This window comes from Methylobacterium sp. Leaf118 (assembly GCF_920984675.1).
Classification (GTDB): domain Bacteria; phylum Pseudomonadota; class Alphaproteobacteria; order Rhizobiales; family Beijerinckiaceae; genus Methylobacterium.
On the sequence record NZ_CAKLBV010000037.1, the window covers coordinates 14,639 to 26,676 of the forward strand.

General features: G+C 69.3%; 12 protein-coding genes. 7 read left to right on the forward strand and 5 right to left on the reverse strand.

Annotated features, from left to right (window positions below; genetic code table 11):
- Nucleotides 1-76: 76 nt before the first annotated feature.
- The 7 genes from LW587_RS15525 to LW587_RS15555 all read left to right on the forward strand — a co-directional run bounded on the left by LW587_RS15525 (nt 77) and on the right by LW587_RS15555 (nt 6,761).
- Complete coding sequence (locus tag LW587_RS15525) at nt 77-712, forward strand: TorD/DmsD family molecular chaperone (protein WP_232630494.1); 636 nt, start codon at nt 77-79, stop codon at nt 710-712.
- Nucleotides 713-809: 97 nt separating this feature from the next.
- On the forward strand, nt 810-1,055 hold the full coding sequence (locus tag LW587_RS15530; protein ID WP_232630495.1) for a formate dehydrogenase: 246 nt from the start codon (nt 810-812) through the stop codon (nt 1,053-1,055).
- 7 nt (nt 1,056-1,062) lie between these two features.
- On the forward strand, nt 1,063-4,005 hold the full coding sequence (locus tag LW587_RS15535; RefSeq protein ID WP_232630496.1) for a formate dehydrogenase subunit alpha: 2,943 nt from the start codon (nt 1,063-1,065) through the stop codon (nt 4,003-4,005).
- A 17-nt stretch (nt 4,006-4,022) separates the two neighbouring features.
- Complete coding sequence (fdh3B, locus tag LW587_RS15540) at nt 4,023-4,619, forward strand: formate dehydrogenase FDH3 subunit beta (RefSeq protein WP_108938525.1); 597 nt, start codon at nt 4,023-4,025, stop codon at nt 4,617-4,619.
- Between the two features lie 65 nt (nt 4,620-4,684).
- Entirely contained in the window at nt 4,685-5,731 is a 1,047-nt protein-coding gene (locus LW587_RS15545) for a formate dehydrogenase subunit gamma (protein ID WP_232630497.1), read from the forward strand.
- 83 nt (nt 5,732-5,814) lie between these two features.
- Nucleotides 5,815-6,054, forward strand: a complete 240-nt coding sequence (locus LW587_RS15550) for a hypothetical protein (RefSeq protein WP_232630498.1) — start codon at nt 5,815-5,817, stop codon at nt 6,052-6,054.
- Nucleotides 6,055-6,092: 38 nt separating this feature from the next.
- Nucleotides 6,093-6,761 carry a hypothetical protein gene (locus LW587_RS15555; protein ID WP_232630499.1) on the forward strand — a complete coding sequence of 223 codons (669 nt, stop codon included), beginning with the start codon at nt 6,093-6,095 and terminating at the stop codon, nt 6,759-6,761.
- 6 nt (nt 6,762-6,767) lie between these two features.
- On the opposite strand, the gene LW587_RS15560 is transcribed toward LW587_RS15555, so the two are convergent.
- The 5 genes from LW587_RS15560 to LW587_RS15580 all read right to left on the reverse strand — a co-directional run bounded on the left by LW587_RS15560 (nt 6,768) and on the right by LW587_RS15580 (nt 11,872).
- Nucleotides 6,768-7,757, reverse strand: coding sequence for an SDR family oxidoreductase (locus LW587_RS15560; protein WP_232630500.1), 990 nt, complete (start codon nt 7,755-7,757; stop codon nt 6,768-6,770).
- A gap of 360 nt (nt 7,758-8,117) precedes the next feature.
- Nucleotides 8,118-8,849 carry a DUF4336 domain-containing protein gene (locus LW587_RS15565; protein WP_232630501.1) on the reverse strand — a complete coding sequence of 244 codons (732 nt, stop codon included), beginning with the start codon at nt 8,847-8,849 and terminating at the stop codon, nt 8,118-8,120.
- A 157-nt stretch (nt 8,850-9,006) separates the two neighbouring features.
- On the reverse strand, nt 9,007-10,569 hold the full coding sequence (locus LW587_RS15570; RefSeq protein ID WP_232630502.1) for a SulP family inorganic anion transporter: 1,563 nt from the start codon (nt 10,567-10,569) through the stop codon (nt 9,007-9,009).
- Between the two features lie 8 nt (nt 10,570-10,577).
- The gene (locus tag LW587_RS15575) at nt 10,578-11,282 is read right to left on the reverse strand and encodes a carbonic anhydrase (protein ID WP_232630503.1); all 705 of its coding nucleotides are present in this window, start codon (nt 11,280-11,282) and stop codon (nt 10,578-10,580) included.
- A 284-nt stretch (nt 11,283-11,566) separates the two neighbouring features.
- The gene (locus tag LW587_RS15580) at nt 11,567-11,872 is read right to left on the reverse strand and encodes a hypothetical protein (protein ID WP_232630504.1); all 306 of its coding nucleotides are present in this window, start codon (nt 11,870-11,872) and stop codon (nt 11,567-11,569) included.
- Nucleotides 11,873-12,038 lie beyond the last annotated feature (166 nt).

Consider the following 12,038-nt stretch of genomic DNA (forward strand, 5'->3'; position numbering starts at 1 on the left):
AATTCGATTGCCGCCACTTGGAACGCTTTTTATTATCGGTCCAAACAAGCGGTCCGGGTGAGGGCCCCGGAGGAGCATGGGTTCGGTGGCGTCGGTGCTGGCACTTCCCGAGAACGAGGTGTCCGGACGCGGTCCCGCGGTCGAGGACATCGACCTGCTGCGCGCCCGGCAATACGACCTGCTGGCGACCCTCCTCGGGCGTGCGCCGGACGCGACGTTGCTCGATGCCCTCGCCGGTCTCGAAGGCGGCGACGGCGTGCTCGGGACACGGATCGCCGATCTCCGCCGGGTCGCGGCCGAAACCTCGGCGCAGGCGGTCGAGCGCGAGTTCTTCGCACTGTTCGTCGGCGTCGGGCGCGGCGAGCTTCTCCCTTACGCCTCCTATTACCTGACCGGCTTCCTCAACGAGCGCCCGCTCGCCCGGGTGCGGGAAGACCTGTCCGCGCTCGGCCTGGAGCGGGGCGAGGCGATGAGCGAGCCGGAGGATCACCTCGCCATCCTCTTGGAGGTCATGGCCGGGCTCGCCGCCGGGCGGTTCGCGGCGGAGCCCGAGCGGCAGGCCCATTTCTTCGCCCGGCACATCGAGCCCTGGGCGGGCCGCCTCTTCGCCGATCTGGAGCGGGCGACGGCGGCCCCGTTCTACCGCGCGGTCGGCGCTCTCGGCCGTGTCTTCATCGAGATCGAGGCCGAAGCCTTCGCCATGGACGGCTGACGGCCCGCACATCACCCGCCTCCGGCGAGAGGGGCGCAACGAAGGTCAGCGCGGACGGTTCACCCCAGGGGGAGCCGCCGCTGGAGGAGACGGGACAATGCGACAGGACGCGAAGCCTCTCGGTCGTCGTCAATTCTTTCGGGCGCTCGGCGGCGGCACGGTCGCCGCCGCGGCGGCGGTTGCCTCGCCGATGGGCGCGACCGAGGCGCAGGCCTACGACCCGGGCAACGACGAGACCAAGGCCCGGTACCGCGAGAGCGACCACGTCAAGGCGTTCTACCGCACCAACGGCTACGAGACCCTGAAGAAGAACATGGACCCGGCGTCCACCGGCACGAAGTGAGGCGGCCATGCTGATCAAGCGCAAAAGCGGCGAAGCGGCTCGCACCAAGCACCAGGCCGTGGCCGCGGGCCTCGCGGCGGGCGTCCTCGACCGGCGCGCCTTCCTGCGTCGCTCCGGGCTCACGGCCGGGGCGCTGGCCGCCGCCGGGACGATCCAGCTCGGCGCGGTGCGCAAGGCCCAGGCCGCGGGCTCCTCCGCGGTCGGACCGGACACCATCGTCAAGAAGAACATCTGCACCCACTGCTCGGTGGGCTGCACGGTGACGGCCGAGGTCGTCAACGGCGTCTGGGTCGGCCAGGAACCGTCCTATGCGAGCCCGATCAACCGCGGCACCCACTGCGCCAAGGGCGCGGCGATCCGCGAGCTCGTTTCCTCCGACCGCCGCCTCAAATATCCGATGAAGCTCGAGGGCGGGCAGTGGAAGCGCATCTCGTGGGATCAGGCCTACGAGGAGATCGGCGACAAGCTGATGGCGATCCGCGAAAAGAACGGCGCGGATTCGGTCTACTGGCTCGGCTCGGCCAAGTTCACCAACGAGGCTTCCTACCTCATGCGCAAGTTCGCGGCGCTGTGGGGCACGAACTCGATCGACCATCAGGCTCGCATCTGCCACTCGACCACGGTGGCGGGCGTGGCCAATACCTGGGGTTACGGCGCCCAGACGAATTCCTACAACGACATCCGCAACGCCAAGACGATGATCATCCTCGGCGGCAATCCGGCCGAGGCGCATCCGGTCTCGCTCCAGCACGTGCTGTCGGGCAAGGAGATCAACCGCGCGAACATGATCGTCATCGATCCGCGCTTCACCCGCACGGCGGCGCACGCCACCGAATACGTGCGCATCCGCTCCGGCACCGACATTCCGGTGGTGTGGGGCATCCTCTGGCACATCTTCCAGAATGGCTGGGAGGACAAGGCGTTCATTGCGCAGCGCGTCTACGCCATGGACGATGTGCGCAAGGAAGTCGCCAAGTGGACGCCCGATGAGGTCGAGCGCGTCTCAGGCGTGCCCGGCGAGCAGCTCAAGCGCGTCGCGGAGAAGTTCGCCAAGGAGAAGCCCGCGACCCTGATCTGGTGCATGGGCGCGACCCAGCACACCGTCGGCACTGCCAACGTGCGTGCGCTGTGCATCCTGTGCCTGGCCACCGGCAATGTCGGCAAGCCGGGCACCGGCGCCAACATCTTCCGCGGCCACACCAACGTGCAGGGCGCGACCGATCTCGGCCTCGATGTGACGACCCTGCCGCTCTACTACGGCCTCGTCGAGGGCGGATGGCGGCATTGGGCCCGCGTCTGGGACGTGCCCTACGAGTGGCTGCAATCGCGCTTCGACGAGGTCCCGGCCTCCGCCGGCCGCAAGGCCCGCAGTCGCAAGGAGAACATGGAGGCGCCCGGCATCACCTCGACCCGCTGGTTCGATGCCGTGAACCTGCCGGCCGAGCAGATCGACCAGAGGAGCCCGATCAAGGCCTTCATGGTGTTCGGCCATGGCGGCAACACCGTCACCCGCATGCCCGAGGCGATCGAGGGCATGAACAAGCTGGAACTTTTGGTCGTCGCCGACCCGCACCCGACCACCTTCGCGGCGCTCGATGCCCGGCAGGACAACACCTACCTCCTGCCGATCTGCACCTCGCTGGAGATGGACGGCTCGCGCACGGCCTCGAACCGCTCGATCCAGTGGGGCGAGCAGATCGTGCCGCCGGCCTTCGAGTCGAAGAACGACTACGAGGTGCTGTACCGCTTCGCGCAGAAGCTCGGCTTCGGCGACAAGCTCTGCAAGAACATCAAGGTCGTCGACGGCGTGCCGGACGCCGAGGACATCCTCCGGGAGATCAACCGTGGCGGCTGGTCGACGGGCTATTGCGGGCAGTCGCCCGAGCGCCTGAAGGCGCATATGCGCAATCAGCACAAGTTCGACCTGATCACCCTGCGCGCGCCCAAGGACGATCCGGAGGTCGGCGGCGATTATTACGGCCTGCCCTGGCCCTGCTGGGGCAAGCCCGAGATCCGCCACCCGGGCTCCGCGATCCTCTACAACACCAACCTCCACGTGAAGGACGGCGGCGGCACCTTCCGGGCCCGGTTCGGCACCGAGCGCAACGGCCAGACCCTGCTCGCCGAGGATTCCTTCTCGAAGGGCTCGGACCTGACCGACGGCTATCCGGAATTCACCTTCGGGGTGTTCAAGAAGCTCGGCTGGGACCGCGATCTGACCCCGGAGGAGCTGGCCACGATCCTCAAGATCGGGGCTGAGAAGCCCGATACGGTGAGTTGGGCGACCGACCTCTCGGGCGGCATCCAGCGGGTCTGCCTGGAGCACGGCGTCTCGCCCTTCGGCAACGGCAAGGCCCGGGCCAATGCCTGGAACCTGCCCGACCCGGTGCCGGTCCACCGCGAGCCGATCTACTCGCCCCGGCCCGACCTCGTGGCGAAGTATCCGACGCGCCCCGACGAGCGGCAGCTGCGCGTTCCGAATATCGGCCTCACCGTCCAGAAGGCGGTGGTCGACAAGGGGATCGCCAAGGAATTCCCGATCATCCTCACGTCGGGCCGCCTCGTCGAATACGAGGGCGGCGGCGAGGAGACCCGCTCGAACCCGTGGCTCGCCGAACTGCAGCAGGACATGTTCGTCGAGATCAACACGGGTGACGCGGCCGATCGCGGGATCAAGGACGGCCAGTTCGTCTGGGTCTACGGCCCCGAGAACTCCGCCAAGACCCGGGTGAAGGCGCTGGTGACCGACCGCGTCGGCAAGGGCGTGGCCTTCATGCCCTTCCACTTCTCCGGGTGGTACCAGGGCAAGGACATGCGCGACTACTACCCGAAGGGCACCGACCCGGTGGTGCTCGGCGAGAGCGTGAACACCGTGACGACCTACGGCTTCGATCCTGTGACGGGCATGCAGGAAACGAAGTGCACCCTGTGCCAGATCAAGGCGGCGTGAGAGGAGCGACCTGAACCATGGCCCGCATGAAGTTCCTCTGCGACGCGGACCGCTGCATCGAGTGCAACGCCTGCGTCACCGCCTGCAAGAACGAGCACGAGGTGCCCTGGGGCATCAACCGCCGCCGCGTCGTGACCCTGAACGACGGCAAGCCCGGCGAGCGCTCGGTCTCGATGGCCTGCATGCACTGCACCGACGCGCCCTGCGCGGCGGTGTGCCCGGTGAACTGCTTCTACACCACGGCGGATGCCGTGGTGCTGCACTCCAAGGACATCTGCATCGGCTGCGGCTACTGCTTCTACGCCTGCCCGTTCGGCGCACCGCAATATCCGCGCGTCGGCAATTTCGGTTCGCGCGGCAAGATGGACAAGTGTACCTACTGCTCCGGCGGCCCGGAAGCCGACTTTTCGACCGCCGAGTACGAGAAATACGGCTCGAACCGCCTGGCGGAAGGCAAGCTGCCGCTCTGTGCCGAGATGTGCTCGACCAAGGCGCTGCTCGCAGGCGACGGCGAGATGATCGCCGAGATCTACAAGCAGCGGGTGATCAAGCGCGGCTACGGCTCCGGCGCCTGGGGCTGGAAGACAGCCTACCGCGAGACCGTCGCGATCTGATCCGGTGCCGCGGGCCTTTTCCCGCCCGCGGCACCCAACCGAGAAACGCCTGGAAGGACAAGCCGATGCGGCGGGCAACGACCCTCTTCAGCACCCTCCTCGTCGCGGCGATGCTCGCGGGCCCGGGCGCCCTCGCGCCCGCCTTCGCGCAGAACCCGATCCAGGCCGACGGCGTGAACCCGATGGGCGCGCGGCCGACGGCGGATTCGGTGAACGAGGAATTTCTGTTCAAGCAGAAAGACACGATCACCGGCCGCGTCTCGATCCCCGACGGCAAGTCGGCCTACCTGATCCAGCCGCAAGGTCGCGAGTATCGCGAATTCCGCGAGGGCTGGCTGCCCTGGATCGGCGCGCTCGCCATCCTCGGCATGGTCGCGGCGCTCGGCGTGTTCTTCCTGTTCCGCGGCCGGATCTTGATGGAGCACAGCCAGGAATCCGGCAAAAAGATCCTGCGTTTCAATGCCTTCGAGCGCTTCACCCACTGGATGACGGCGACCTGCTTCATCGTCCTGTCGCTGTCGGGGCTGAACTACATCTTCGGCAAGCGCCTGCTGATGCCGTTGATCGGGCCGGAGGCCTTCGGCGCCATCGCCCAATGGGCGAAGTACAGCCACGTCTATCTCGCATGGCCGTTCATGCTCGGCGTGGCGTTCATGTTCGTGGTCTGGGTGCGGGACAACATCCCCAACAAGATCGACTGGGCCTGGATCAAGGCCGGCGGCGGCTTTATCGGCAAGGGTCATCCCCATGCGGGCCGCTTCAACGCCGGCCAGAAGGGTGTCTTCTGGATGGTCGCGGGCTTCGGCGCCGCCATGAGCGTCACCGGCCTCATGATGCTGTTCCCCTTCGCGCTCGCCGACATCAACGGGATGCAGTTGATGCAGGTCATCCACTCGGTGATCGGCATCGTCTTCATCGCCGGCATCCTGGCCCACATCTATATCGGCACGCTCGGCATGGAGGGCGCCTACGACGCCATGGGCAGCGGCAAGGTCGACCTCGCCTGGGCGCGGGCCCACCACGACCTCTGGGTCGAGCAGGAGCAGGCGCGCACCGCCAGCGGGCCGCAGTTGAACCGACCGGCCAAGGGTCACCCGGCTCCGGCCGAGTGAGCGATGTCAGGCGGCGGAGCCGGCGCGGGCCGGGCTTCGCCCTGGTTTGAGCCGCCCGCCTCCCCCTCTCGGAACGGACCGTCATGAAAGCCTTCGCCGCCGCCGTGATCGCCGCCATCGCCCTCGCGGTGCTGGCGATGTTCGCGCTCACCAGCAACCAGAGGTTCGCCTATCAGGCCTTCGCGACCTCCGGGGCCCGGGTGTCCGAGCCCGGCACCAACCTCGTCGGCCCGCGCTGGAACGGCGATCCGCGGCCGGACGAGTTCAACGCCGAGCCGCATGGCAAGGCCGAAGGCGCCGGTTCGGCCCCCAAGCGCTCGTGAGTCGCCCTCGGACCGGAACCCTCAAGGGAGCGAGCCCCATGACGCCCAAACCCATCGCCTGCCTGCTGGCCATGAGCCTTGCGGCTTCCGCCCTCTGCGCCGGCCGTGCCGCGGCCCAGGAGGCGCCCGCGCCTCCGGCGCCGGGCAAACCAGCCAATCTCTGCCAGGATCTTCTCGCCTTCGTGAAGCAGCCGGAACCGGCCAAGCAGGCGGCCACGACGCCCCAATCGCAGGCGACTGCGGTGTCGAATCCGTCCGGCAAGACCGAGGGCGGCCAGCCGTCCGACGGAGGCGGTCCGCAGAAGACTTCCGGCCTCAGCGGAACGGCCACCGAGGCCGGCCCGAAATCGGACGCCAAAGCGCCCGAGACCAAAGCGCCCGAGACCAAGGCCCCGGAGGCCAAGACGCCCGACGGCAAGCCGGCCGAGGCCAAGGTGGACGCCAAGCCGGCGCCGGCCTCGGCCAACCCGGCGACCGATCCTAGGGTTCGGGCCAATGCCGAGGCGAAGGTGCCGCCCGCTCCGGGAACGCCGGCGCCCGGCCCGAAGCCGGATCCGGCTACGGTCGAGCGGATCGAGGCGGCCGTGTCCGCCAACGATCAGGCGGCCTGCCGTGCCGCCGCCCGCTCCATGCGGGCCGCGGGCGTGGTCATGCCGCCGCCGCTCCTGGCGCTCTCGGCCCTCGACCTGAAGTTCTTCCAGCCGTAGCCGGCGTCAGGACCGCCGCCGCCCCATCGCGAAGGCGGCGACAGTCGCCGCGACGCCGATCCCGAGGGCCGACGAGGCCAGCGGGTGCAGGCTCGCCCGGGTGTAGGCGCTGGTGCGCTGGACGTAGCCGGGATGGTCGCCCCGTTCGCGCCCGGCCTTGCGCGGCGTGTGCAAGGCGCCGTCGGGCTCCCGCGGTGCGCCGTCGCGCTTCTGCATCGCGATGATCGCGGGCGCGAGTTCGTCGTAGGCGCCTGGCGCGAACTCCTTGCCGGCGACGAACAGCTTACCGCCGCCGCCGACGAAGATGTCCCGCTGCGGATGGACGGCGGCGTGCAGGATCGCGTTCGCGACCTCCTCCGGCGGATAGACCGGCGGCGGCAGTTTCGGCTCGCGGTCCATGTAGTTGCGGGCCCGGGCCGGGAGCGGCGTGTCGATCGAGGCGGGCTTCACCAGCGTCACCGACACCGGCGCCTTCTCGGCGATCAGCTCCATCCGTAGGGTATCGGTAAACCCCTTCACCGCGTGTTTCGAGGCGGCGTAGAGCCCCTGATAGGGGAAGGCGAGGTCGGAGGCGACGCTGCCGACATTGATGAGCGCGCCGCCCCGCGCCCGCAGATGCTCGGCGGCCACCAGCGAGCCGTGGACGGTGCCCCAGAAATTGGTGCGGATCAGGCGCTCGTGGTCCTCCTGCGTGATGGCGCGCAGGGGGCCGTAGACGGTCAGCCCGGCGACGTTCACCCAGGTGTCGAAGCCGCCGAAGGCTGCGATCGCCGCATCGGCCACGGCCTCGACCTGCGCGCGCTCGCCGACATCGGCAACGACCGCGACGGTGCCGCTCCCGAGTTCGCGGACCAGCCGATCGAGCACATCGCCGCTGCGGGCGGCCAGGACGACTCGGGCACCCCGGGCGACCGCCATCCGCGCGGTGGCGAGGCCGATCCCGCTGGAGGCGCCCGTGACGACGAGAACCTGATCGCGCAGGGGCTTGTGTTTCATGGTCGCTCTCTCCCAGTGGGCATCCGGGCCGGCAGCATGGGCCCCTGACACAACGCCCATCGCCGAGTGGTCCGCCTCCGGCCGCGACGACGCGAGGCGTTAAGGCCGGTCTCGGTGGCAACCCCAGCGCGTGGAGGCCTGTTCCGGGTGCGGCGGTGAGGCCACACCCGGGGCCGCCTCATCGTCGGCTCGGGCTTCGGCCTGACCTGCGATTGGCTGGCGCTCTCGAGCCTGGTCTTCGCGCCGCGGCGGGTCGGCCCGGCACGCCCGGACCTCGCGCGGGCCGCGGCCCGACGATCCTGCCCGCGAAAGGGTCCGTCGGCCTCGACGGCACGGCGGGCATGCGCGGCGTGATCGACCTCAGCGAATGAGCCAGCGCAGGGAGCGGCGCAGAGCGGGCGTGGCGTCGTGCGCGAACCACGCGCCATGGGCGAAGAGCACCCGCCTGGGCGCCAGGGCGACGAGGGCGGCCGCGGCCCGCGACGCCTCGCGCCCACCGAGGCGCACCAGGAAGCGCAGGTAGAGCGGCGCCCGCCCATCCGGGGCGGTGGCGCCCGCGAGCCGCATCAGTGGGCGCAGGTAGGGCGGCAGCTTGTGCGGCTCGAGATTGAGCACGAGGTCGGTCAGGATCAGCGTGCCCGAGACGGCATGGAAGAACGCGATCTCGCGGAACCCGAAGCCGCCGGGCACCGAGGTCTGCCCGAGGTCGCCGGCCCATTCCGTCGGACTGTCCGGACCGAGGTCGCGGTCGATCCGCAAGCCGGAGCGGCGCACCGGCATGCGGCGGCGCAACTCCGGCGGCGCCCAGAGCGTCGCTCCCGAACAGCGCCGCTGCCACTCCGCCAGAAAGGTCCAGTGGGCGATGTTGGGCGCGACGAGGTGGCGAATCGGACCGATCGCCTCGATCTCCCGGCGCAGGGCTTCGCTGAAGCGCGTCGGCGAATGGAGCCAGACGTCGCCGCCGGCGAGCCGCACCACCGTCATGCGCACGGGCAGGGGCAGGCCGGCGGAGAACGGACCGCTGTCGACGATCCAGATCCCGGGGGCGATGGGCTTCAGCGTATCGAGGGGCGGATAGGTCGGGTCGGCCATGGCTTTGTCCGGGGCTCGGTCGTGTCGCGATCGGTCTGCCTTGCGCCGGTATAGGCGCGAATCCGGCCCGAAGTTCATTCGCGCCAGGGGGCGGAATGAGCGAAGGGCCGGCACCGTACGGACGGCACCGGCCCCTCGCGATCGGCAGCGGGTGCGCTCAGTCCTTCGGCGCCGCGTGGGCCGCCATGGCGAGGCTGTTGCGCAGGCCGCCGCTGCCCCCGACCAACTCGACCGGAGCGCCGGACCGGGCCCGCCGCGCCGCCCATTCCTGGATCATCTCCAGGCAAGTGTGGTCGACGTGGTGCAGATCGTTCGCGGCGAGCCGGACCGGCGTGTTCGCCGGGGTGCGCTCCAGCGCCTCGTTGAGATGCGGCAGCTGGAGGAAGGTGGCGGAGCCCGACAGGCGCAGCTCCGGCACCGCCTGGATCGTGCCGCCCCGGACCGTCTCGGCAGCGCCGCCCTCGATCTTGAGCGGGCCCTTGATGAGGTGCGGCACCACCTGGATGAGGCTGAGCGCCAGCCCGATGAGCACGCCGGTCAAGAGGTCGGTCGCGACCACCATCACCATGGTGACGAGCCAGATCGCGGCGGTGGCGAGGCCGTAGCGCTCATGGAGGTGACGGGCATGGGCGGGGCTCACGAGGCGCCATCCCGTGACCACGAGGATGCCGGCGAGGGCGGCCGTCGGCACCAACTGGAGCACCATCGGCAGGACGAGGAGGAAGGCCAGGATCCAGCCGCCATGCAGGATGCTCGAGGCCCGGGTGGCGGCCCCGGCCTGGACGTTGGCCGAGGAGCGCACGATCACGCCGGTCATCGGCAGACCGCCGGCGAGGCCGCACAGCACGTTGCCGACCCCCTGCGCACCGAGCTCGCGGTTGTACTGGGTGCGGGGTCCGTCATGCATCCGGTCGACGGCGGCCGCCGAGAGCAGGCTCTCCGCGCTGGCGACCACCGCCAGCGTGAGCGCCATGACGATCATGGTCGGTTCGGCGAGGCGGCTCCAATCGCCCGCGCCCGGCAGGGCCACGGAGGAGAGGATGTTGGCCGGCACCTCGACGCGCTTGACCGCGAGGTCGCCGAGCGCCGCCACCAGCGTCCCCGACACCACGCCGACGAGGGCGCCGGGCAGGAGTTTGAGGCGCGCCGGGCGCAGCTTCTCCCAGCCGATCATGGTCGCGATGGTGACGAGGCCGACGAGGATCGCCCCGAAGCGATTGCCCTCGCCGGAAACGAAGTTGAAGAAGGCGGCCGGGATGGCGACGAGGTTGTCGAGACCCGACGCCTTGGGCAGGGCGTCGGTCAGGACGTGGATCTGCGCCAGCACGATCAGCACGCCGATGCCGGCGAGCATGCCGTGCACCACGGCCGGCGAGATCGCCCGGAACCAGCCGCCGACCCGGAGGGCGCCGGCGACGAGTTGGATGGCGCCCGCCAGGACGAGGACGGGGCCGAGCGCGTCGAGGCCGTGCTCGCGCACGAATTCGAAGACGATGACGGCGAGCCCCGCGGCCGGGCCGCTGACCTGGAGCGGCGCTCCGGCGAGGAAGCCGACGACGATGCCGCCGATGACGCCGGTGATCAGGCCGCGCTCGGCCGGCACGCCGGAGGCGATGGCGATGCCCATGCAGAGGGGCATCGCCACGAGGAAGACCACGAAGGAGGCCGGAAGATCCCGGCCGAGGGTGGGCGGCACCAGCCGCGAGAGGTACGCGCGCATGGGGCCGGTCATTCGGCCGCGACCACGGGACGGGCGATGTCGGGCGCGGCGACCCGCGTCGCGGAGGCCTGCGCCACCGGTAGGTCGTGCGTGCCGTCCAGCGTGACGAACCGGGCCTCCTCGCCGCAATAGGCCAGGACTGCGCCGGTCTCGATCTCGAAGAACCAGCCATGCAGGCGCAGCTGCCCTTTGGCGAGACCCGCCGCGACGCTCGGATGGGTGCGCAGATTGTTGAGCTGGACGACGACGTTCTCCAGCGCCAGGGCCCGATGGTGGTCCTTCGGATCCATGTCGGCGGGATAGGCCTCGCAGACGATCTGGCTCGCCGCGTGGCTGTGGCGCAGCCAGGCGGCGACGTTCGGCATGGAGACCAGTGCCTCGGGGGTCATCAGCCCCTTCATCGCGCCGCAATCGGAATGGCCGCAGATCACGATGTCGCGCACGCCGAGCGCCATCACGGCGTATTCGATCGCCGAGGACACGCCGCCATTCTGCTGGCTGAAGGGCGGCACGATGTTGCCGGCGTTGCGGCAGACGAACAGGTCGCCCGGGCCGGCCTGGGTGATGTGCTCGGGGGAGACACGGGAATCCGCGCAGGCGATGATGAGCGCCTGCGGATGTTGACCGTCACGCACCAAGCGTTGGTACATTTTCTGTTGACCGGGAAAGATGTTCCCCCGGAATGCCGAGATACCCTGAATGATTACGTCCATTTCAATCCTCGGCTTTCTGGTGCGAGCGTCCGACGATGCGTCGCGACAATTATATTTTGGACGGCCAGTCGGGACCTCGATCCTGCAAAGAGGCAGTTCGAGCGCTCGATCGGCCGAAAGTCATGGGAATGGACGATGACGAACGGGCACCGCGGCGGGGGCCGCTCGCGTCACGGCGCGATCGGCCGGCGCGAAGCTTCGACGGCCCGGGATGCAGGAACCGTCGTCGAAATCCCCGGCCGCTTGGCTGCGGCCGGAGGAGAGGGGCGGTCCCTGAAACCGGGTCAGCGCCCGCGGCGGGTGGGCGCGCTGCCGGTCGCCCAGCTCGGCGCGACGGTGCCGCGCCGGATCGCCGAGCGCACCGGATCACCCTTCACGCCCGCATTCTCGCTGAGCATGGGCGCACCGAGGATCTGACCGCTGCCGGCGCGCTGCGAGCGGACCGAGCGGGGGTCGTGGTACGGATCGGTCTGATAGCTGCTCATGAAGGCACCGCCGGCCGGCATGCGATCGCCGCCCGATTCCGCCTGAGCGGCCAGCGGGAAACCCGCGATCATCGCCAGAGCACCGAAAGCAAATATATTCCTCATAATTGATCCTTCCTCTCGTTAATCCCTGAGAGCCAGAATTTTTTGCTTGGATTGCTCTGGCAAGTGGAAGGTAGTGTTGGAGTTTTTCTATGGAAAGTGCGTTTTGTTACCTAAAAATATCCTTGATTTAATCCGCCTCGACGGGCCATCCGGGTGCCGCTCGTCA

Excerpts from the sequence above, each read along its gene's own strand:
- LW587_RS15565 (WP_232630501.1), bottom strand. The coding sequence starts at position 8,849 with ATGGCCGACCCGACCTATCCGCCCCTCGATACGCTGAAGCCCATCGCC.
- fdh3B (WP_108938525.1), top strand. The coding sequence starts at position 4,023 with ATGGCCCGCATGAAGTTCCTCTGCGACGCGGACCGCTGCATCGAGTGC.
- LW587_RS15555 (WP_232630499.1), top strand. The coding sequence starts at position 6,093 with ATGACGCCCAAACCCATCGCCTGCCTGCTGGCCATGAGCCTTGCGGCT.
- LW587_RS15580 (WP_232630504.1), bottom strand. The coding sequence starts at position 11,872 with ATGAGGAATATATTTGCTTTCGGTGCTCTGGCGATGATCGCGGGTTTC.
- LW587_RS15525 (WP_232630494.1), top strand. The coding sequence starts at position 77 with ATGGGTTCGGTGGCGTCGGTGCTGGCACTTCCCGAGAACGAGGTGTCC.
- LW587_RS15575 (WP_232630503.1), bottom strand. The coding sequence starts at position 11,282 with ATGGACGTAATCATTCAGGGTATCTCGGCATTCCGGGGGAACATCTTT.
- LW587_RS15535 (WP_232630496.1), top strand. The coding sequence starts at position 1,063 with ATGCTGATCAAGCGCAAAAGCGGCGAAGCGGCTCGCACCAAGCACCAG.
- LW587_RS15530 (WP_232630495.1), top strand. The coding sequence starts at position 810 with ATGCGACAGGACGCGAAGCCTCTCGGTCGTCGTCAATTCTTTCGGGCG.
- LW587_RS15570 (WP_232630502.1), bottom strand. The coding sequence starts at position 10,569 with ATGCGCGCGTACCTCTCGCGGCTGGTGCCGCCCACCCTCGGCCGGGAT.
- LW587_RS15560 (WP_232630500.1), bottom strand. The coding sequence starts at position 7,757 with ATGAAACACAAGCCCCTGCGCGATCAGGTTCTCGTCGTCACGGGCGCC.
- LW587_RS15545 (WP_232630497.1), top strand. The coding sequence starts at position 4,685 with ATGCGGCGGGCAACGACCCTCTTCAGCACCCTCCTCGTCGCGGCGATG.
- LW587_RS15550 (WP_232630498.1), top strand. The coding sequence starts at position 5,815 with ATGAAAGCCTTCGCCGCCGCCGTGATCGCCGCCATCGCCCTCGCGGTG.